Annotated in this window: 15 protein-coding genes; 7 read left to right on the plus strand and 8 right to left on the minus strand. The window is 71.1% G+C overall.

Features of this window, described 5'->3' with window-relative positions:
* The first annotated feature begins 46 nt into the window (after positions 1-46).
* Positions 47-1603, plus strand: coding sequence for a PucR family transcriptional regulator (locus ACIA5G_RS22900; RefSeq protein WP_395926270.1), 1557 nt, complete (start codon positions 47-49; stop codon positions 1601-1603).
* 27 nt (positions 1604-1630) lie between these two features.
* On the opposite strand, the gene ACIA5G_RS22905 is transcribed toward ACIA5G_RS22900, so the two are convergent.
* Positions 1631-2053, minus strand: coding sequence for a pyridoxamine 5'-phosphate oxidase family protein (locus ACIA5G_RS22905; RefSeq protein ID WP_395926272.1), 423 nt, complete (start codon positions 2051-2053; stop codon positions 1631-1633).
* Positions 2050-2988: a zinc-binding dehydrogenase gene (locus tag ACIA5G_RS22910; protein WP_395926274.1), complete on the minus strand. Its 939-nt coding sequence runs from the start codon at positions 2986-2988 to the stop codon at positions 2050-2052. Before ACIA5G_RS22910 ends, ACIA5G_RS22905 begins: the two co-directional genes overlap by 4 nt.
* A 172-nt stretch (positions 2989-3160) precedes the next feature.
* Between ACIA5G_RS22910 and ald the strand changes: the two genes are divergently transcribed.
* The gene (ald, locus tag ACIA5G_RS22915; protein ID WP_395926276.1) at positions 3161-4276 is read left to right on the plus strand and encodes an alanine dehydrogenase; all 1116 of its coding nucleotides are present in this window, start codon (positions 3161-3163) and stop codon (positions 4274-4276) included.
* A 3-nt stretch (positions 4277-4279) separates the two neighbouring features.
* Here the strand turns inward: ald and ACIA5G_RS22920 are convergent, their stop codons facing one another.
* Genes ACIA5G_RS22920 through ACIA5G_RS22930 form a run of 3 tightly spaced genes read right to left on the minus strand, consistent with a single transcriptional unit; the run spans position 4280 to position 7454 of the window.
* Positions 4280-5386, minus strand: coding sequence for an acyltransferase family protein (locus ACIA5G_RS22920; protein WP_395926278.1), 1107 nt, complete (start codon positions 5384-5386; stop codon positions 4280-4282).
* Between the two features lie 45 nt (positions 5387-5431).
* A complete protein-coding gene (locus ACIA5G_RS22925; protein ID WP_395926281.1) occupies positions 5432-6784 on the minus strand; it encodes a sensor histidine kinase in 1353 nt (450 codons plus the stop codon).
* A complete protein-coding gene (locus tag ACIA5G_RS22930) occupies positions 6777-7454 on the minus strand; it encodes a response regulator transcription factor (protein WP_395926283.1) in 678 nt (225 codons plus the stop codon). The genes ACIA5G_RS22925 and ACIA5G_RS22930 overlap by 8 nt, the downstream gene beginning before the upstream one ends.
* A 362-nt stretch (positions 7455-7816) precedes the next feature.
* On the opposite strand from ACIA5G_RS22930, the gene ACIA5G_RS22935 reads away from it, so the two are divergent.
* The 4 genes from ACIA5G_RS22935 to ACIA5G_RS22950 all read left to right on the plus strand — a co-directional run bounded on the left by ACIA5G_RS22935 (position 7817) and on the right by ACIA5G_RS22950 (position 14268).
* Positions 7817-8914, plus strand: a complete 1098-nt coding sequence (locus ACIA5G_RS22935) for an ABC transporter ATP-binding protein (protein ID WP_395926285.1) — start codon at positions 7817-7819, stop codon at positions 8912-8914.
* Positions 8914-9795 carry an ABC transporter permease subunit gene (locus ACIA5G_RS22940; protein WP_395926287.1) on the plus strand — a complete coding sequence of 294 codons (882 nt, stop codon included), beginning with the start codon at positions 8914-8916 and terminating at the stop codon, positions 9793-9795. Before ACIA5G_RS22935 ends, ACIA5G_RS22940 begins: the two co-directional genes overlap by 1 nt.
* A 109-nt stretch (positions 9796-9904) precedes the next feature.
* Positions 9905-13654, plus strand: coding sequence for an ABC transporter ATP-binding protein (locus ACIA5G_RS22945; protein ID WP_395926289.1), 3750 nt, complete (start codon positions 9905-9907; stop codon positions 13652-13654).
* Positions 13655-13722: 68 nt separating this feature from the next.
* Positions 13723-14268 carry a DUF4291 family protein gene (locus ACIA5G_RS22950; protein ID WP_395926291.1) on the plus strand — a complete coding sequence of 182 codons (546 nt, stop codon included), beginning with the start codon at positions 13723-13725 and terminating at the stop codon, positions 14266-14268.
* On the opposite strand, the gene ACIA5G_RS22955 is transcribed toward ACIA5G_RS22950, so the two are convergent.
* Positions 14265-14537 (minus strand): hypothetical protein, encoded by a 273-nt coding sequence (locus ACIA5G_RS22955; RefSeq protein WP_395926293.1) that lies wholly within the window; start codon positions 14535-14537, stop codon positions 14265-14267. The two genes, ACIA5G_RS22950 and ACIA5G_RS22955, sit on opposite strands and share 4 nt — an antisense overlap.
* A 258-nt stretch (positions 14538-14795) precedes the next feature.
* On the opposite strand from ACIA5G_RS22955, the gene ACIA5G_RS22960 reads away from it, so the two are divergent.
* Positions 14796-18503 (plus strand): multifunctional oxoglutarate decarboxylase/oxoglutarate dehydrogenase thiamine pyrophosphate-binding subunit/dihydrolipoyllysine-residue succinyltransferase subunit, encoded by a 3708-nt coding sequence (locus tag ACIA5G_RS22960; RefSeq protein ID WP_395926296.1) that lies wholly within the window; start codon positions 14796-14798, stop codon positions 18501-18503.
* A 64-nt stretch (positions 18504-18567) separates the two neighbouring features.
* Here the strand turns inward: ACIA5G_RS22960 and ACIA5G_RS22965 are convergent, their stop codons facing one another.
* Both ACIA5G_RS22965 and ACIA5G_RS22970 read right to left on the minus strand, forming a co-directional pair.
* A complete protein-coding gene (locus ACIA5G_RS22965) occupies positions 18568-19278 on the minus strand; it encodes a hypothetical protein (protein ID WP_395926298.1) in 711 nt (236 codons plus the stop codon).
* A gap of 55 nt (positions 19279-19333) precedes the next feature.
* Positions 19334-20866, minus strand: coding sequence for a S8 family peptidase (locus ACIA5G_RS22970; protein WP_395926300.1), 1533 nt, complete (start codon positions 20864-20866; stop codon positions 19334-19336).
* Positions 20867-20929: the final 63 nt, after the last annotated feature.

A 20929-nucleotide genomic window follows, 5' to 3' on the forward strand; every position in this document is an offset into this window, starting at 1 on the left:
GCGACCTTAACGAGCTTTCCCGGCGAGGCTCCGCGAGAATGACCCCGTGGTGTCGGTGCGCAGTGTGGTCGACCGGGTGGGGCCGACGCTGCTCCACGCGCTGCTGCTGCCCGACGACTCGCCCGCGGTGGCCGACGTGGTCATCGCCGAGCCCGGCGGGGCCGTCACTCTCGCCGCCGGGGACCTCGTGCTCGGCGTCGCCACCACCGGGCCCGAAGACGCCGCCGAGCTGGTGAAACAAAGTGCCGGGCAGGGTGCCGCCGCCGTGCTGCTCAAGCCGCCGGTCGCCGGGAAGCCGGCCGTGAAGCGCGCCGCGAAGGCGAGCGGGATCGCACTCATCCAGGTGCACGCGGCGACGTCGTGGGCGCAGCTCGTGTGGCTGCTGCGGACCGTCCTCGACGCCCTCGCCGACGAGTCCGAAGACCTCGATCCGGGTTCGGGTGACCTGTTCCGGCTGGCCGACGCGGTTGCGAGCGTCGTCGACGCGCCGGTGACCATCGAGGACACCAACTCGCGCGTGCTCGCCTACTCCGCGCGCCAGGACCTCACCGACCCCGCGCGCGTCGCCACGATCATGGGCCGCCGCATCCCGGACGACGTGCTCGCGCGGTTCCGGTCGCGCGGGGTGTTCCGCGAGCTGTCGCGCGGCCGCCAGACGATCTTCGTGCCCGCCCAGCGCGACGGCACGCTGCCGCGGCTGATCGTGCCGATCCGGATGGGCGGTGAGCTGCTCGGGTCGATGTGGGCGGTGGTCGCCGGGCCGGTGTCCGACGAGCGCGCGGCCGCCTTCGCCGACGCCGCCCCGGTCGTCGCACTGCACCTGCTGCGCCGCCGCGCGCACACCGACGCGCAGCGCCGCGCGTCGGCCGAGCTGCTGCGCGGGGTGCTCGAAGGCCGCGCGAACCCGCGGAAGGCGATGGCCGAGCTGGACCTGTCCGACGAGCCGCACCGCGTGGTCGTCATCGAGGTCACCGGCGGCGACGGACGTGATGCCGAGGGCCTGCGGCTGGCGTTGCTCGAGCGGATCTCCCAGGGCATCGGCAGCCGGCCGGTGGCGACCGAGCTGGGCGGGCTGCTCTACGCGGTGGTCCCGGACCGTCCCGGCCCCGGCGGCTGGGCCGAACTGCGCGAGGCGCTCGTCGCGACGGGACCGTCTCGTCGCAGCGGTGCCCCGCGCGCCGCGGCAGGCGCCCCCGGCGAGATCGGCGACCTCTCGGCGTCACGCGCCCAGGCCGACGAAGCCCTCGGCCTGCTGCGCGCCGAAATCCTCGACTCGCGTGTCATCACCTTCGACGAAGCCTGGACGGTGCTGACGCTGCACCGCGGCGCAACGGCGGCGGCCGCGGCGAAGGTCGCGGAGCTCGGCCCGCTGAGCGCTCTGCGCGCGCACGACGAAACGAGCAAGGCCGGCTACGTCGAGACGCTGTACGAGTGGCTTCGCCACCCCGGCGACCCGCGCGCGGCGGCGCGGGAGCTGCGGATCCACCCCAACACACTGCGCTACCGGATGCGGAAGCTGCTCGAGCTGGTGCCGCTGGACCTAAACGACCCCGACGTCCGGCTGGCGCTGATCACGCAGCTGGTGGCGCTGCGCTGGAGCTGAGCCGATCCGGAGTCCCTCAAGTGCCCTTCACGACACCTGGTAGCTGAGGTCCTTGGCGACCAGCCGCGACGGCCGCAGGTGTACCCAGACGGTGCCGAGATCGTCGTCGTGCAGGTAGGCGCGGAACCGCGGGTCCCAGCGGCTTTCGTCCGGCCCGAGGTAGCGCACCAGCTTCCGCCGCCCGCGGGCGACGTCGAACGGGCGCAGCGCCGCGTCGCCGCTCGCCACGACCTGGCGGACCACCCCGGTGTCCAGCTCGCACACGTCCACGACGAGCGCGAGCCGCGGCCGCGCCCGGACGCGCCCGGGCAGGCGTGACCACGGGCCGCTGAGGATCCAGAACGCGCCGTCTTCCCAGAGGTACCAGGTGGGCCGCCCGGTCGGCCCGGCCGTCGCGACCCGGGCGGTGAGCGGGCGCGCGAGGAACTCGTCGACGTCGAACTCGCTCATGCGACCAGCAGCGTCTTTCCCACCGTGGCCCGGGATTCGATCGCCGCGTGCGCGTCGGACGCCTTCTCCAGCGGGTACCGCTGCCCGATCACCGGCACCAGCCGGCCGGCCGCCGCCTCCGCCAGCGCGGACTCCGTGAACGCCCGCATCTCCTCCGGGCCGCCGATCGACCGCACCAGCGACACCCCGCGCGCCGCAGCGTCCTCTTCGGACACTTCGGCCCACGCTCCGCCCGCAAGGCCGTACACCGCCATCCGGCCGCCACTGCGCAGCAGGCCGAACGCCGCCGTGCCGATCGGGCCGCCCACGCCGTCGAAGACGACGTCGAACTCGCCGATCCCCGACGTCCAGTCCGGCGTGCGGTAGTCGACCGCCGAGTCCGCCCCCAGCTCGCGGACCTGGGCCAGCTTCGCCGGCCCGCCCGCCGCGCCGACCACCGAAGCGCCCGCCGTCTTCGCCAGCTGCACCAGCAGGCTGCCGACGCCCCCTGCCGCCGCTTCGATCAGGACTCGATCACCCGGGCCCACCCTGGTGGCATGCACCAAGCCGGTCGCGGTGCGGCCGTCCGCGAGCACCGCCACCGCCGCGTCGAGCGCCAGCGCGTCCGGGACCGGGAACACCGCGGCCGCGTCGACCGCGACGCGCTGGGCGTACCCGCCGGAACCGCCGGTCGAGGTGACCACCCGCTGGCCGGCGAGCCCCGGGTCCGCGCCCGGGCCGACCGCGCTGATCACGCCGCCGACACCGTTGCCGGGGACGATCGGCAGCATCGGACGGAACGGTCCCGTCCCGGCCCGCACCTGGGTCTCGACAAACGTGATGTTCGCGAACGCCACCTCGACCAGCACCTGGCCGGGCCCCGCAACCGGGTCGGGCGCGTCCCCCGGGACCAGCACGTCGGGCCCGCCGAACTCCCGCAACCACACAGCTCTCATGCCTTCACGCTGCAACCTCCAGCGCGGTCGAGGTCAACGGTCTTGTCCGAGCAGCACTACGAATCCCCCGAAGAACTGTCCGGCCAGAACGATGACACCGCCGTCCGGGTGGTTCACCGTGAGTGGCACCACCGCACCAAATCCGGACGCAGACCGACCCAGGAGGCCGACCGTGCGTATCGCCGTTCCCCGTGAGATCAAGAAGCACGAGTACCGGGTCGCGCTGACCCCGGCCGGTGTGCACGAGCTGGTCGGCCGCGGGCACGACGTGTTCGTCGAGACCGGTGCCGGTGTGGGTTCCTCGATCACCGACGACGAGTACGTCGCCGCCGGCGCGAAGATCCTCGCCACCGCGGACGAGACCTGGGCCGAGGGTGAGCTGGTCCTCAAGGTCAAGGAACCGATCGCCGAGGAGTACCCGCGGCTGCGTGCCGACCAGGTGCTGTTCACCTACCTGCACATCGCCGCCGACCGGCCGCTGACCGACGCGCTGCTGGCCGCCGGCACCACCGCGATCGCCTACGAGACCGTGCAGACCGCTTCCGGCGCACTGCCGCTGCTCGCCCCGATGTCCGAGGTCGCGGGCCGGCTGGCCCCGCAGGTCGGCGCGTTCTCGCTGATGAAGCCGAGCGGCGGGCGCGGTGTCCTGCCCGGCGGCATCCCCGGTGTGCACCCGGCGCGCGTTGTCGTGATCGGCGGCGGTGTCGCGGGCATCAACGCGGCCCGCGTCGCGCTGGGCCTCGGCTCGGACGTCGAGATCCTCGACACCAACGTCGACCGCCTCCGCCAGATCGACAACGACTTCGGCGGCCGCATCCGCACGGTGACGTCGAACCGCCTGTCGGTCGAGGAGTCCGTGCTGCAGGCCGACCTGGTCATCGGCGCCGTGCTGGTCCCGGGTGCGAAGGCGCCGAAGCTGGTCTCGAACGAGCTCGTCTCGCGGATGAAGGCGGGCAGCGTGCTCGTCGACATCGCGATCGACCAGGGCGGCTGCTTCGCCGACTCGCGTCCGACCACGCACGACGACCCGACCTACACCGTGCACGAGTCCGTCTTCTACTGCGTCGCGAACATGCCGGGCGCGGTGCCCCGGACGTCGACCTACGGCCTCACGAACGTCACGCTGCCCTACGCAGTCCAGCTGGCCGAGCACGGCTGGAAGGCCGCCCTGCAGGCCGACGCCGCGCTGGCGAAGGGCCTCAACACGCACGCGGGCGCGCTGACGAACGCCCCGGTCGCGGTGGCTCACGACCTGCCGCACACGGCGCTGGCCACCGTCCTCGCCTGAGCGTCACCGCACCCGGACGGGCCCCTGTCGTACTTCGGCAGGGGCCCGTCTTGTCAGCAGGCGACGGCCGAAGTCGATCGCGGGCAGCTCGACCCATCGCCGCAACCCGCAAGCGAAGAGCAGCGCGACGGCGGACGTCGCGACGGCCTTCGCGATACCGCTCGGCAACAGAAGGCCGGTCACGCCCGCCGCGCCGGTCTGCGCCAGGTACAGCGCGTACGACCGATCGCCGATGAACTTCAGCGGACGGCTCGCCAGCAACCGCCGGACCGGACCCTGCGAAACCGCCGCGACCAGCAGCAAAGCCGACCCGACGGCGTAGATCGGGACGACGAACTGCCAGTACCCGCCGAGCGCCTGTCCCAGCGGCTTGACCGACAGCTGCAGCACGCAGAACCCCAGCGCGACCAGCACCGCCGCCGCCGGGCTGGTCAGCGGCCGGAACACGGCGAACCCGCGCGGGTGGTGCAGCATCAGCCCGAGCAGGCAGCCCACGACCAGTGAGCAGTAGTGCACCGACAGGCTCGCCCACTGCTGCGAAGGCGCCAGCGGCAGCGCCACGAGAACGACGAAGGACACCACGCCCGCGCCGATCAGCAGGCGCAGCGCGGTTTTTCCCGTCCTCGCGAACGACGTCAGCACGAGCAGCGCGGGCCAGACGAGGTAGAACTTCTCCTCCACGCCCAGCGACCACGACGTCGGGTACGGCGTGTTGTAGTCGACGACCTCGTTGAAGAAGGTCAGGTAGAACGGCATCGCGTCGGCGAGCCTGCTGCTGTGGTACGCCCCGGCGAGCGTCACCGCCAGCGCCGTCAAGCCGAGCAGCAGCAGGTACACCGGCATGATCCGGAAGACGCGGCGGACGTAGAAGTCGCGCAACGAGATCCGGCCCCGGTCCTCTTCCCGCAGCGCCAGCGTGGTGATGAGGAAGCCGGACAGCACGAAGAACAGCTGGACGGCGATCCAGCCCTGCAGCCGGTCGACGACCGGGCCGCCGTAGTGGAAGAACACGACGGCCAGCGCGGCGAGCGCACGCAGGCCGGTGAGGCCGGGGAACCACGACGACGACCGGTATTCGGCGTGGTCGAGGGGCCGCCAAGAGATGATCATGGCGGCAGCGTCGATCTTGGCCGCTGAACCCAGCCTGAAGCGGGCTTAAGACGTCTTCAGCTTCGGCAGCCGGACGACGAACCGGCTCCCGGCTTCGACCTCGGCCGTGCCGCCGTGGGCGCGGGCGATGTCGGCGACGATCGCCAGGCCCAGCCCGGAACCGCCCTCGTCGCGGGCACGGGCGTCGTCCAGGCGAACGAAGCGGTCGAAGACCCGCTCGCGGTCGGCTTCGGGGATGCCCGGGCCGTCGTCGGTGACCGTCAGCACCGCCTGTCCGTCCACAACGGACGCCGTGACGACCACACGGGAGGTCGCGTGCCGCTCCGCGTTGTCGACGAGGTTGCGGACCAGCCGTTCCAGCCGCGACCGGTGGCCGTGCACCACCGGCGCCCCGCTGACCTCGATCTCCGCCCGGCCGGCCGCGACTGCCTCGACCACTTCGGACAGTGCCACCGGCTCGAGCCGGTCCGGGCCGGCGTGGTCCAGCTTGCCGAGCAGCACGAGGTCGGCGACGAGGTCCTGCAGCCGGGTGACGTCGAGCAGCGCGTTCTCGCAGGCGTGGCGCCAGTCGAGCCGGTCGGGGTGGGCCAGCAGCACCTCCAGCTGCGTCCGCAGCGACGCGAGCGGCGTGCGCAGCTCGTGCGACGCGTCGGAGGTGAACCGGCTCTGGCGGGTGACGGCCTCGTCGAGCCGGGCGAGCATGGTGTTCATCGTCCCCGCGAGGCGCGCGATCTCGTCGCCGGTGCGCGGGGCGGGCACCCGGCGGCTCAGGTCGTGCGCGCCGATCTCGGCGACCTCGCCGCGGATGGCCTCGACCGGGCGCAGCGAGCGGCGGACGGCGAGCCACGCGATCACGCCGATCAGCAGTGCGACCGCGGGGACACCGAAGGTGAGAACGGTGCGGACCGAGTCGACGGCCGCCTGACCCTCGGGATCGATCTGGACGCCGGCGAAGACGTTGTACTTGCTGTCCCCGCTGACCTCGTGGATGACGTGCAAGGTCAGGGGGTCGTCGGCTCCGCCCAGCTCGGGGGCGCAGCCGACGGACGCGGGATCGGCCCGGTCGATCACGTACGGCGGCAGCGTCATGTCGGCGTCGTACCCGGCCAACGTGGCTCCGCGCAGTGCCGGGCAGGACGCCACCCGGTTCCCCGACCGGTCGGTGATCTCGTAGATCGAATCGCGTACGAGCAGCGGCAGGTCGGCGGGCCGGGCGCCGGTGTTCAGCAGCTGCACGATCGCTTCGGCGCGGGAAAAGGCGATCTGCGTGGCCGCGTTTTCGAGGCGGTCCTGCGCCTGGAGCACGAACCACACCGACATGGCCCCGAGCGCGACGCCCGAGGCGGCGAACGCTGTCACCGCGACGCGGAAGCGGGTGGAGCGCAGGAAGCTACGCACCCGCCGTCACCACGTGGTAGCCGGCGCCGCGGACGGTCCGGATGGTCTCGACGCCGAACGGCACGTCGATCTTGCGCCGCAGCGCGCTGACGTGCACCTCCACCAGGTTGGCGGTCGCGGAGGCGGCGAAGTCCCAGAGGTTGTCGAGCAGCTCGGCCTTGGTGACGACCTGCCCCGGCCGTTGCATGAGGTAGGCGAGGAGGGCGAACTCCTTGCCGGTGAGGGTGATGTCGGCGGCGCCGCGCCGGCAGGTCCGGTCAGCCGGGTCGAGCTCGAGATCCCCCAGTTTGAGGACCCCCGGCCGGGTGGCGCCGCCGCGGCGGATGAGGGCACGCAGGCGCGAGAGGAGGACGGCGTAGGAGAAGGGCTTGGGGAGGAAGTCGTCGGCGCCGGTGTCGAGGGCCTCGATCTCGTCGTCCTCGCCGTCCTTGGCGGTGAGCATGAGGATGGGGGTCGAGTCACCCTGGTCCCGCAGCCGCCGGCAGACGCGGTAGCCGTTCAGGCCGGGCAGCATGATGTCGAGGATGATCGCGGAGTAGGGGTGTTCGGTGGCGTGCCACAGCGCATCCCGCCCGTTGTGCGCGACGTCGACGGCATATCCCTCGGCGCTGAGCCCGGCCCGCAGGGCTTCGGCAAGCCGCCGCTCATCCTCGACGAGCAAGATCCGCATCGCGCCACGATGCCACAGCGACGTGCGGTGCGCGGGGAAGCCCGGAACGTAAGCGGCGACCCGCTCAACCAACCTGGGGGTCATTGGGAGCGGGCCGCCGAGTCCTAGCTTAGAGGGCTTCGGCCGACTTTGCGCCACCGGGTCGGCAAGTCGAGCGAATTCTTTACCGAGTTGATCTGACCCCAGGCTGGCGCACACCCCCGAATCCTCTGGTCAGCGCACTGAGGGCAGCGCGAAGGCCGGCGCCGGCCGATCGCAGAACGTGACGAAAGTCGCTCTTCGCCGGTTCGGGCGTTCCGTGCGCGCGAGCGGCGCGGGTAGGGCAGGATGACGCCGCATCAGCGGGAACGTTAGGGGACGGTATGCACGACGGCAGTGGCCGGATTGTGGTGCAGAACCTGAGCAAGCAGTTCGGCGCGGTGAACGCGGTGCAGAACCTCAGCTTCACGGTCGAACCGGGTTCGGTGACGGGCTTCCTGGGCCCGAACGGCGCCGGGAAGACGACTACGTTGCGAATGCTGCTCGGGTTGGTGACGCCGACGGCGGGGACGGCGACGATCAACGGGCGGCCGCACTCGCAGCTCGGGAACCCGGCGCGGGTGGTGGGCTCGGTGCTGGAGAACGAGGGCTTCCACCCGAGCCGGACCGCGCGCAACCACCTCCGGGTGTACGCGGCGGCGATCGGCGTGCCGGACCAGCGCGCGGACGAGGTGCTCGGCCTGGTGGGCCTGGGCAGCGCCGCGGACCGGAAGGCCGGCGGCTTCTCGCTCGGCATGCGGCAGCGGCTGGCGCTGGCGACGGCGCTGCTGGGTGACCCGCAGGTGCTGGTGCTGGACGAGCCGACGAACGGCCTCGACCCCGAGGGCATCCTGTGGCTGCGCAACTTCCTGCGGTCCTACGCGCGGGAGCAGCGGCGGACGGTGCTGGTGTCGAGCCACCTGCTCAACGAGGTCGAGCAGCTGATCGACCAGGTCGTGATCATCAGCCAGGGTGTCACGCGCTACTACGGCTCGCTCGACCAGCTGCGCAAGGGCCAGCAGTCGCGGGTGCTGGTGCAGCCGGCGGACGCGGCCGCGCTGGTGAAGGCGTTGCAGGAGAACGGCATCCAGCAGGTTTCGCCGACGCCGGACGGCCGGGTCGCCGTCGCCGGGTCGAGCGTCCAGCAGATCGGCGACCTGGCCGCGAAGGCCGGGATCGCGGTGTACGGGATGCAGGAGGAGCACGCCGACCTCGAGCGGATGTTCTTCCAGCTGACACAGGGCCAATACGCCGGCGGGCCGGGCTTCCCGCCGCAGCAGCCGCAGTACCAGGGCCCGCCGCCCGGGTACCAGGGGCCGCCGTCCGGTCCTCAGCAGCAGCAGCAGTACCAGCAGGACCCGCCCACCGGCGGGCAGTACCAGCAGGGCCCACCCTCGGGTCCGCAGCAGCAGCAGCAGTACTGGGGAGGTCCGCAGCAGTGATGGGCAACCTGATCAAGGCGGAGTTCCGCAAGACGCTGTCGCTGAACACGTGGTGGGTGCTGCTCATCCCGCTGGTGCTGGTGGCGTTCTGGCTGACGTTCGTCTGGGGCAAGATCACCAACGACTTCGCCGACTTCATCGGCTCGAGCGACGCCCGTGAGGTCGCGGGCGCGGTCGGCCTGGACGCGAGCAAGCTGCCGGTCGGGCTGCTGGCGTTCGCGCACGGCGTGAACATCGCGCAGCTCGTCCCGGCGCTGTTCGGCGTGTTCGCGCTGGCCGGCGAGTACCGCAGCAAGACGATCACGACGACGTTCCTCACCGCCCCGAACCGGATCTCGGCGCTGACCGCGAAGATGCTCACCTACGTCGCGTGGGGCGCGATCTACGGGCTGGTGAGCTTCGGCGTCTCGGCGGTCGCGGTGATGGTGTCCGTCGACTCGGGCCGCTGGCCCAGCACCGGCCAGTGGCTGGCCGCGCTCGGCGGGACGATCCTCGCGTCGGTGCTGGTGACGTTGTTCGGCATCGGGTTCGGCGCGGTGCTGCGCAGCGTGCCGCTGGCGGTGGTGCTCCTGCTGGTGTGGTTCCTGATCGTGGAGAACGTCCTGGTGATCGCCATGTGGGGCGTCACGGACGTGCTGGGCGGCATCCTGCCGAACGGCACGGCGAACGGGATCGTCGGCGGCATCGCGGCGGACGCGTTCGGGATCAACACGTTGAACCTGCCGGGCGGTGTCGACCACTGGTCGCAGCTGGGCCTGCAGCTCGGCGCGGGCGCACCGGGTGTGTTCTCGTGGTGGGCTTCGGCGCTGATCTTCTTCGCGTGGACGATGCTGTTCTTCGGCCTCGGCTGGGCGGGCAACCAGAAGCGCGACATCACATAGTTCTTGTGTTCCGCGAAGGCCGGGTTGAGGGACTTAGTTAAGTCTCTCAACCCGGCCTTCGCGGCTTTCGGGGAAATATTTTGTCGGTGGCGGCGCTTAGTGTGACAACGTGACCACCGCTCCTCCCCGCTCTCGTCAAGAGCTCCCACCCGCTGAAACCGTCGGCTGGGTCCGCCGGCTGTCCGCCGCGGCCTGGGAGCACCGCGCCACGGTCGTGCTGTCGCTGGTCGCCGCCGTCTTCAGCGTCGGTGTACAGGCCGCGAGCCCGCTGCTGGTGCGCACCGCGGTCGACGACGCGGTCGCGGGGCAGACCGGCGCGCTGCCCGGGATCGCCGTCTTCCTGGTGGCGTTGCAGCTGGTCGCGTTCGCCACGGCGTTCCTGCGCCGGTACTTCGGCGGCAAGCTCGCCCTCGACGTCCAGCACGACCTGCGGCAGCGTGTCTTCAACGCGGTCTCGCGCCTCGACGGCGGCAAGCAGGACGCGCTGCGCACCGGCCAGGTCGTCTCGCGGGCCATCTCCGACCTGCAGCTGGTGACCGGGATCCTGATGCAGGTCCCGCTTTCGTTCGGTTCGGTGATCTTCGCGCTGCTGTCGTTCGCGGCGATGTTGTGGATGTCGCCGGTGCTGACGCTGATCGCGCTGGTCGTCACGCCCGCGGTCGGCATCGTCATCGCCCGCAGCCGCAAGCGCCTGTTCCCGGCGACGTGGTCGGCGCAGCAGCGCGCGGCGGACGTCGCGCAGCAGGTCGAGGAGACCGTCACCGGCGTCCGCGTGGTGAAGGGCTTCGGCCAGGAGTCGCGGGAGGTCGGCCGGCTGGAGCGGACGGCGCGCAAGCTCTTCGGCGAGCGGCTCCGCGCAGCAAAGCTGGCCGCGGTGCCGACGGCGACCACCGCGGCCCTGCCCGCCGCCGGCCAGGTCGCGGTGCTCGGCATCGGCGGTGTCCTCGCGCTGAACGGCTCGATCACCCTCGGCACCTTCCTGGCCTTCGCGACCTACCTCGCGACGCTGATCGGCCCGGCCCGGATGCTGTCCGGCCTGGTCGTGCAGGCCCAGCTGACCCGCGCCGGCGCCGAGCGCGTGTACGAGCTCATCGACGCGCAGCCCGAGGTCGTCGACGCCCCCGACGCGCGTCCGCTGCCGAGCGGGCCGCTGGGTGTCGAGCTCGACGGAGTCCGCTTCGGCTACACCCGCAGCGAACCGGTGCTGGACGGCCTTTCGGTCACCGCGAACCCGGGCGAGACCCTCGCGCTGGTCGGCACCGCCGGCTCCGGAAAATCGACGATCTCGTTGCTGCTGCCCCGGTTCTACGACGTCCACGCCGGTGCGGTGCGGGTCGGCGGCCTCGACGTCCGGGACGTGCCGCTGCGGCAGCTCCGGCAGGCGATCGGCGTGGTGTTCGAGGAGGCGTTCCTGTTCTCCTCGTCGATCCGGGACAACATCGCCTACGGCCGCCCGGACGCGAGTGACGAGGAGATCGTCGCGGCGGCCAGGGCCGCGGAGGCGGACGAGTTCATCCGCGCGCTGCCGGAGGGCTACGACACCCTGGTCGGCGAACGCGGGCTGACGCTCTCGGGCGGGCAGCGGCAGCGGCTCGGGCTGGCCAGAGCCCTGATCACCGACCCGCGGATCCTGCTCCTCGACGACGCGACGTCGGCGATCGACACCGTCACCGAGGCGGCGATCCACGACACCCTGCGCTCGGTCACCGCGAGCCGGACGACCCTGCTGATCGCACACCGGCGCTCCACCCTCGCGCTGGCGGACCGGATCGCGGTGCTGGACGAAGGCCGCGTTGTCGACGTCGGCACCGAAGCCGAGCTGATGGCGCGCTGCCCGCTGTTCCGCGAGCTGATCGCGGGCCCGGGTGACGACGTCGAGGAGAAACACCGCTGCGAGGGCCTCGAGTGCGGCCCGGCCGGGGTCACGCCGTCACTCTGGCCGCGCGCCGAGCGCGACGAGGTCGAGGAGCTGGCCGAAGCGGCCAGCCGGCGCAGCGGCAACCCGAACAGCAGCGGGTTCGTCGGCGGGGGCGGCGGCGGGGGCCTCGACGTGCCGCCGACGCCGGAGCTGATCGAAGGGGTGCGCAAGCTCCCGCCCGTCACCGACGAACCCGGGATGTCCGATGTGGACGTCACCGCGCCCGACCCGGGGTTCCGGCTGGCCCGGCTGCTGCGGCCGGTCCGCCGGCCGCTGGCGGTGGTGATCGGGCTGGTGGCGGCGGACGCGCTGGCGTCGATCGCGCTGCCGGCGCTGTACCAGTTCGGCGTCGACCACGGCGTCCGGCCGGGCGTCGAATGGATGATCTGGCTGGCCGCCGGCATCGGCGCGGCGGTGATCGCGGCCGACTGGCTGGTGGTGTTCGCGCAGACGCGCCTGACGTCCCGGGTCGGCGAGACGGTGCTGTACGCGCTGCGCGTCCGCAGCTACGCGCACCTGCAGCGGCTCGGGCTCGACTACTACGAGCGGGAGCTGTCCGGGAAGATCATGACCCGGATGACGACGGACGTCGACGCGCTCTCGACGTTCCTGCAGACCGGGCTGGCCACCGCGGTGGTCAGCGCGCTGACGCTGGCCGGGATCACGGCGGCGCTGCTGGTCACCGACGCCGGGCTGGCGCTGTTCGCGCTGGCGATGGTGCCGGTGCTGGCGGTCGCGACGGTGATCTTCCGGCGGGCGGCGTCGAAGGCGTACAACGAGGCGCGCGAGCGGGTCAGCCTCGTCAACGCGGACATGCAGGAGAACATGAGCGGCCTGCGGGTCGCGCAGGCGTTCACCCGCGAAGACCGCTCGGCGGAAGCGTTCGCTTCGCGCAGTGACGACTACCGGCGTTCGCGGCTGCGGGCGCAGCGGTACGTGGCGACCTACTTCCCGCTGGTGGCGCTGCTGTCCGACCTGGCGACCACGACGGTGCTGGTGGTGGGCGCGAGCCGCGTGTCGGCGGGCACGCTGTCGGCCGGCGTGCTGCTCGGGTTCCTGCTGTACCTGCAGCAGTTCTTCTCGCCGATCCAGCAGCTGTCGTCGGTGTTCGACGGTTACCAGCAGGCGCGGGTCGGCCTGGACCGGATCGGCGACCTGCTGCGGACGCCGACGTCGGTGCCGGCGGCGGCGAACGCCGTGGCGGTGCCGGAGCGGCTGCGCGGCGAGGTTTCGTTCAAGGAGGTCGAGTTCTCCTACACCGGCGCGGAGAGCAAGGCGCTGGCGGAGTTCTCGCTGGACGTCGCGGCCGGCGAGACGATCGCGCTGGTCGGCGCGACCGGCGCCGGGAAGTCGACCGCGGTGAAGCTGGTCGCGCGCTTCTACGACGCCACCGGCGGCGAGGTCCGGATCGACGGCACGGACGTCCGCGAGTACGAGCTGGCCGGGCTGCGGCGCCGGATGGGCGTGGTGCCGCAGGAGGCGCACCTGTTCTCGGGCACGGTGGCCGACAACGTCCGCTACGGTCGCCCGTCGGCGACGGACGCCGAGGTCGAGGCCGCGGTCCGGGCCGTGGGCGCGTTCGACGGTGTCGCGGCCCTCTCGGCCGGGTTCCTGCAGCCGGTGGGTGAACGCGGGCGGTCGCTGTCGGCCGGGCAGCGCCAGCTGGTCGCGCTGGCGCGGGCCGAGCTGGTCGACCCGGACGTCCTGCTGCTCGACGAGGCGACGGCGGCCCTGGACCCGTCGACGGAAGCGGCGGTCCTGCGCGCGACCGAGCACCTGGCCCGCCGCCGCACGACGTTCGTGGTCGCCCACCGCCTCGCGACGGCGTCCCGCGCGGACCGGATCGTGGTCCTGGACCACGGCCGGATCGTGGAGACCGGAACCCACGAAGAGCTCCTGGCCGCGAACGGCTTCTACGCCCGCCTCTGGGCCCTCGGCTGACGACGTGCCCGGAGGGTCCAGGCGAAAGTCCGTGGCCGTGGTCACGGCCTGCTGGGAGCATGGCAGGCATGTTCGAAGAGAAGCGGGTCCCCGACCGGCAGGTTCGCGCGGCGCAGACCGGGACGACCGTCCGGGTCTACCAGGCCTGCTCACCCGCGGTCGCCGACGCCGCGCTCGAGAAGCAGACGTTCGCAGAGCTGAGCGGCACGACGTGGCTCGTGCCGTCCTTCCGCTGGGCGGCCTACGGCAGCGGGTACGGGAGCAAGCCCGGCCAGGAGCGCATCCTGGCCGTCGACCTCACCCGGGACGGTTTCGAGGAGGCGCTCGCCCGGTCGGCCGGCGGCGGTCCGGTGCTCGTCCGGTGGGACGCGGAGCGAGACCTCGACCACACCGCCCTGAACTTCGAGGCGATCCGGATCGGCCTGACCGGCGAAGTCGTCGACGACTACGTGAACGAGTGGATCACCGCCATCACCGACGTCACGCCGGTGCTGCGGGACATCTCCGGGCTGCTGGCCACCGACCAGCTGCACAAGGCCGTCAAGCTGGTCCCCCACGAACCGCCGTACCCGCTGTCGGCGAGCCTCGCGAAGGCCGTCGAAGCGACGGCTTAAGGCAGCGCCCGCCACTTCAGCGAACCCAGGCCGGCCGCCTCGACGTCGGGCCGCGCCGCCCACCGGACGGTGCCCGGGCGAACGTGCACCCCGGCCCCGACCAGCCAGTCCGGCTCCTCCGGCTCGACGTGCTCGAACGACTCGAAGTCGGCCGGTGTCGGCCAGACCGCTTCGCACGAGTCGCACATCAGCACGACCGCGCCGGACTCGGTGACCAGCGGCCGCACCAGGCCCTGGTCCCAGAACGAAGGACATTCGACCAGCCACATCCGTCCAGGAGAACCCGCGCCGGTGAACACCCGCGGGCGCCGGCGCGAACCCCGGCCGAAACCCCTGAGAACCCTGTACCGGGTACAGGGCTTAAGGTTCCCTTAGCACATCTTGATCGAGTCAGTGACCGATCCCCTAGTGCGCCACGCCTCACACAGGCCGGTTCCATCACAACGGCGTCGGCGAGGGGGTTAGCCTGGTAGGCGCATCAGCGGATTCATGATCGAGATCGAGACGGATAGAGGCGAGCCCAAGCCGTGTCCAGCAGCAGCCCTGCGTCACAGTTCGGCCCCAACGAGTGGCTGGTCGAAGAGATGTACGACCAGTTCCTCGCCGACCCTTCCTCAGTCGATGCCGCATGGCACGACTTCTTCGCGGACTTCAAGCCGACGCAGAACGCTCAGGCCAAGGCGGACACCGCCCGGCAGCAGCAAGCCGACGTCAAGCCCGCCTCGAACGGCCAGGCGGCCCAGCCGTCGCCGAGGGTGAAGCAGAACGCGGAGTCGGCGGCCAAGCAGTCGTCCCCGGCGCCGGCCGCCAAGGCGGCCCCCGCGAAGGCGGCGCCCGCGAAGCCGGCGGCGAAGGCCGAGCCCAAGGCCGACGCCAAGCCGCAGGCCAAGGAAGAGCCGGAGTCGAAGCAGCTGCGCGGCGCCGCGGCGGCCATCGCGAAGAACATGGACGCCTCGCTGAGCGTCCCGACCGCGACCAGCGTGCGCGCGGTCCCGGCGAAGCTGATGGCGGACAACCGCATCGTCATCAACAACCACCTGAAGCGCACCCGCGGCGGCAAGATCTCCTTCACGCACCTCATCGGCTACGCCATGGTGCGGGCGCTGAAGAACTACCCGAACATGAACCGGCACTACCAGCTGATCGACGGGAAGCCGTTCGCGATCACGCCGGAGCACGTCAACTTCGGGCTCGCGATCGACATGAAGGGCAAGGACAACTCCCGCACGCTCGTCGTGGCTTCGGTCAAGGGCTGCGAAGACATGTCCTTCCTGCAGTTCTGGCAGGCCTACGAGGACATCGTCAAGAAGGCCCGCAACAACAAGCTCACCGCGGACGACTTCGCCGGCACCACCATCTCGCTGACCAACCCGGGCGGCATCGGCACCAACCACTCGGTGCCCCGCCTGCAGGCCGGCCAGGGCGCGATCATCGGCGTCGGCGCCATGCAGTACCCGGCGGCGTTCGAGGGCACCAGCGAGAAAACGCTGGTCGACCTCGGCATCAGCAAGATCATGACGCTGACCTCGACGTATGACCACCGCATCATCCAGGGCGCGGAGTCCGGCGAGTTCCTCAAGCGCATCCACCAGCTGCTGCTCGGCGAAGACGGCTTCTACGACGACGTCTTCACCAGCCTGCGCCTGCCGTACGAGCCGATCCGCTGGGTCGCCGACATCCCCGAAGGCCCGGTCGACAAGACCGCCCGCGTGATCGAGCTCATCGACGCGTTCCGGATGCGCGGCCACCTGATGGCCGACACCGACCCGCTGAACTACCGCCAGCGCAGCCACGCCGACCTCGACGTGCTGAGCCACGGCCTCACCCTGTGGGACCTCGACCGCGAGTTCCCGGTCGGCGGCTTCGCCGGCCAGGAGCGGATGAAGCTGCGCGACATCCTGGGCGTGCTGCGCAACTCGTACTGCCGCACGGTCGGCATCGAGTACACGCACATCCTCGACCCCGAGGAGCGGCGCTGGATCCAGGACCGCGTCGAGATCCCGCACGAGAAGCCGGACCCCGCCGTCCAGAAGTACGTGCTCTCGAAGCTGAACGCCGCCGAGGCGTTCGAGACGTTCCTGCAGACCAAGTACGTCGGCCAGAAGCGCTTCTCGCTCGAGGGCGGCGAGTCGGCGATCCCGCTGCTCGACACGCTGCTGGACAAGGCCGCCGAGCACGAGCTCGACGAGGTCGTCATCGGCATGCCGCACCGCGGCCGGCTGAACGTGCTGGCCAACATCGTCGGCAAGCCGATCTCGCAGATCTTCCAGGAGTTCGAGGGCAACCTCGACCCGGGCCAGGCGCACGGCTCCGGTGACGTGAAGTACCACCTGGGCGCCGAGGGCAAGTACTTCCGGATGTTCGGCGACGGCGAGACGAAGGTCTCCCTGACGGCGAACCCGTCGCACCTGGAGACCGTGGACCCGGTGCTCGAGGGCATCGTCCGCGCGAAGCAGGACCTCCTGGACAAGGGCGGCGAGGGGTACACCGTGCTGCCGGTCCTGATGCACGGCGACGCGGCCTTCGCGGGCCAGGGTGTCGTCGCCGAGACGCTGAACCTGTCGCTTCTGCGCGGGTACCGCACCGGCGGCACCGTGCACGTGATCGTCAACAACCAGGTCGGCTTCACGACCGCGCCGGAGCACTCGCGTTCGTCGCAGTACGCCACCGACGTCGCGAAGATGATCGGCTCGCCGATCTTCCACGTGAACGGCGACGACCCGGAAGCCGCGCACTGGGTGGCCAAGCTGGCCGTCGAGTACCGGCAGGCGTTCCACAAGGACGTCGTCATCGACCTGATCTGCTACCGCCGCCGCGGCCACAACGAGGGTGACGACCCCTCGATGACGCAGCCGGCGATGTACGACATCATCGACACGAAGCGTTCGGTGCGGAAGACCTACACCGAGTCGCTGATCGGCCGTGGTGACATCTCCGTCGAAGAGGCCGAAGCCGCGCTGCGCGACTTCTCGAGCCAGCTGGAGCACGTCTTCAACGAGGTCCGGGAGCTGGAGAAGCACCCGGCGAAGGCGAGCCCCTCGGTCGAGGAGGAGCAGCAGGTGCCGGCCAAGGTGGCGACGGCGATCACCACCGAGGCGCTGGAGCACATCGGCGACGCGTTCGTGAACGTGCCCGAGGGCTTCACCCCGCACCCGCGCGTCAAGCCGGTCATGGAGCGCCGCCACAAGATGTCCCGCGAAGGCGACATCGACTGGGCGTTCGGCGAGCTGCTCGCGTTCGGGTCGCTGGCGATGGAGGGCCGGCTGGTCCGGCTGTCCGGCCAGGACTCGCGCCGCGGCACGTTCACCCAGCGGCACTCGGTGTTCATCGACCGCAAGACCGGCCAGGAGTACTCGCCGCTGCAGAACCTGGCCGACGGCCAGGGCCGCGTGATGATCTACGACTCGGCGCTGTCGGAGTACGCGGCCGTCGGCTTCGAGTACGGCTACTCGGTGGCGAACTCCGAGGCGCTGGTCATGTGGGAAGCGCAGTTCGGTGACTTCGTCAACGGCGCGCAGACCGTCATCGACGAGTACATCTCCTCGGGCGAGGCCAAGTGGGGCCAGCGCTCGGACGTCGTGCTGCTGCTGCCGCACGGCCACGAGGGCCAGGGCCCGGACCACACGTCGGGACGCATCGAGCGGTTCCTCTCGCTGTGCGCGGAGGGCTCGATGACGGTGGCGGTGCCGTCCACCCCGGCGAACTACTTCCACCTGCTGCGCCGGCACGCCCTCGACGGCATCCAGCGTCCGCTGGTCGTCTTCACGCCGAAGTCGATGCTGCGCAACAAGGCCGCGACGTCGCCGACCGGCGACTTCACCGGCCAGAGCCGGTTCATGTCGGTCATCGACGACGTCACGCCGGACCCGGCGAACATCCGCAAGGTGCTGCTGACCTCCGGGAAGCTGTACTGGGAGCTGGTCGCGGAGCGGACCAAGCGCGAGGCGCACGACGTCGCGATCGTGCGGGTCGAGCAGTACTACCCGCTGCCGAAGAAGAAGCTCGCGGCGGCGCTGGAGCGCTACACGAACGCGACCGAGGTTGCGTGGGTCCAGGAGGAGCCGGAGAACCAGGGCGCGTGGCCGTTCTTCGGCCTCAACCTGCCGCGGAAGTTCCCGGAGCTGCTCTCGGGCCTGCAGGTCGTGTCGCGCCGCCCGATGGCGGCGCCGTCGGCCGGCTCGTCGAAGGTGCACGAGGTCGAGCAGAAGGCGCTGATCTCGAAGGCGTTCGACTGATCGCTTGAAACACGGCGAAGGCCCCGCACCACGGTGGTGCGGGGCCTTCGCCGTCTTAACTGACTTAACTAAGTGACTGCGACGCCGATTCCGCCAGCTTGTGCGCGTTGCGGCGGCAGCGGTCCACGTTCCGGTCCTGTTCGTCGGCCGCCTGGACGATCACGATGACGTCGACGTTGCCCTGGTAGAACTGCACCCCGCACTGCAGGCTGCTGCTGCCGTGCGGATCGGTGTCCGCGGCCTTCGTCGCCTTCCCGATCCCCGCAGTGATCGGCTTGGCGCCGTCCTTCACCGCGTTGTTGTAACCCGCCGCGGCGTACCTCGTGCCCGCGCCCGAACCGGGCACGTTCGACTTCGACAGGTACATCGTCACCTGCCCGGACGAGGACCCGGACTTCATCCAGGAGCAGCTCAGCTGGGTCATCGTGAGCTCGTCGTCCGACGTGGTGGCCGGCTTCGGCGGGTCGTCACGCATCAGGGGCGGCAGGCCCTGCATCCGGCTGGCGACCTCCGGGCACCGCGGCAGCGACGTGTACTTGTCCGGCTCGCCCGCCGGGGACGCCGAGGTGGTCGGCGCGGCCGTGGACCGCTTGTCGTCCCCGGACGTCAGCAGGAAGAACGCGCCGACGCCCGCCCCGGCCAGCACCAGGACCCCGGCCACGACCAGCACGACGATCAGCGCCGTCTTCCCGCCGCCGGGTTTCGGCGGCGGGTAGCCGGGATATTGCTGATGGTGCTGATACTGCTGGTACGGGTACTGCGGTCCCTGCTGCACGAATCGGACACTAGGCCATCCGCGGTGCCGGGGCGGGCGGTTTGCGGCAATCCACTCAGACGGTCAACGACCAGGTGTCGATGCGCCCGGTGTCGGCCGACGCGACGTCCTGGACCCGCAGCGTCCAGGTGCCGTTCGCGGCTTCACCCGAAACGTTCGTGCTGTAGGTCGTGTTGATGTCGTTGCTCGAGTCGTTGTTGGAGCCCTTCAGGCGGTACGCCGAGCCGTCCGGCGCGACCAGGTCGATCACCAGGTCACCGACGTAGGTGTGGACGATGTGGACCTCCACGGCCGTGGTCGCCGAGGCGTTGCGGCTGCAGCCCGAGACGCTCACCGTGCTGGTCACCGCGGCGCCGCGGTCGGGGATGGCGACGTCGGTGCCGTTGGTGACCGTGCCGCAGGTCGGCGGCGGCGGGGTGGTGCCGGTGCCGGTGTAGAGCAGGACGTTCGGCGAGCCGGTCCCGGGATTGGTCACCTTGCCGGTGGTGCCGTTCGTGACGAGCGCGTCGCGGACCTGCTGCGGTGTCGCGTTCGGGTTGGCGGCCAGGTACAGCGCCGCCGCGCCGACGACGTGCGGGGTCGCCATCGACGTGCCGCTGATCGTGTTCGTCGCGCTCGTGCTGCCGATCCACGACGAGGTGATGCTGCTGCCCGGCGCGAAGATGTCGACGCAGGAGCCGATGTTGGAGTAGCTGGCGCGGGCGTCGGTGGACGTCGTCGCGCCGACCGTGATGCCCGCCGCGACCCGGCCCGGTGAGCCGTTGCAGGCGTTGGCGCCGTTGTCGTTGCCCGCGGCCAGGCCGTAGGTGATGCCCGCGGTGATCGAGCGCTGCACGGCGGCGTCCAGCGTGCTCGACGCGCCGCCGCCGAGGCTCATGTTCGCGACGGCCGGCTTGATCGCGTTCGCCGTCACCCAGTCGACGCCGGAGATGACACCCGCCGTGGTGCCGGAGCCGCTGCAGTTGAGCACCCGGACGCCGACCAGCTTGACCTCCTTGGCCAGGCCGTACTGCGAGCCGCCGATGGTGCCGGCGACGTGCGTGCCGTGGCCCTGGCAGTCGGTGGCGTTGCTGTCGTTGTCGACGAAGTCGTACCCCGACGTCGCCCGGCCGCCGAAGGTGCTGTGCGTGAGGTTGATGCCGGTGTCGATCACGTACGCGTGCACGTTCGCCGCCGTGGTGCTGTAGCTGTACTTCTGGTCGAGCGGCAGGTTCCGCTGGTCGACCCGGTCCAGGCCCCACGACGGCGGGTTCAGCTGGTCGGCGCTCGCCCGCACGACCTTGTTCTGCTCCACATAGGACACCGCGGCGTCGGCGGCGATGCGCTTCGCCTGCGTCTCGGACATCGTGCCGGTGAAGCCGCGCAGGGCGGCGGTGAACGTTCTCGCGACCGTGCCGCCGTGGCGGCTCGTGACGTTCTTCGCCGCGCTCTCCACCGCCGTGCCGTCCTTGAACACGACGATGTAGCTGTCCTTGATCGTGTCGGCGCTCCCGGCGCCGACGATCGTGCCTTCACTCGCGGTCGCGACGGCGTTGCCGCTCAGCACGGTCAACGCGGAGATGGCTGCCAGGACACCGAATCTGTTCACCAGGCGCACGTGTTCGTCCCTTCTGGGCAGGGTCGACCGGGCGGCTCGTGCCGCCGGATCGCC

Origin of the sequence: Amycolatopsis sp. NPDC051758 (assembly GCF_044453095.1) — a bacterium.
GTDB lineage: Bacteria > Actinomycetota > Actinomycetes > Mycobacteriales > Pseudonocardiaceae > Amycolatopsis.

Coding starts and splice junctions, on each gene's coding strand:
- ACIA5G_RS22930 (WP_395926283.1), bottom strand. CDS start 7,454: ATGCGGATCTTGCTCGTCGAGGATGAGCGGCGGCTTGCCGAAGCCCTG.
- ACIA5G_RS22955 (WP_395926293.1), bottom strand. CDS start 14,537: ATGTGGCTGGTCGAATGTCCTTCGTTCTGGGACCAGGGCCTGGTGCGG.
- ACIA5G_RS22935 (WP_395926285.1), top strand. CDS start 7,817: ATGCACGACGGCAGTGGCCGGATTGTGGTGCAGAACCTGAGCAAGCAG.
- ACIA5G_RS22910 (WP_395926274.1), bottom strand. CDS start 2,988: ATGAGAGCTGTGTGGTTGCGGGAGTTCGGCGGGCCCGACGTGCTGGTC.
- ACIA5G_RS22905 (WP_395926272.1), bottom strand. CDS start 2,053: ATGAGCGAGTTCGACGTCGACGAGTTCCTCGCGCGCCCGCTCACCGCC.
- ACIA5G_RS22920 (WP_395926278.1), bottom strand. CDS start 5,386: ATGATCATCTCTTGGCGGCCCCTCGACCACGCCGAATACCGGTCGTCG.
- ACIA5G_RS22940 (WP_395926287.1), top strand. CDS start 8,914: ATGGGCAACCTGATCAAGGCGGAGTTCCGCAAGACGCTGTCGCTGAAC.
- ACIA5G_RS22950 (WP_395926291.1), top strand. CDS start 13,723: ATGTTCGAAGAGAAGCGGGTCCCCGACCGGCAGGTTCGCGCGGCGCAG.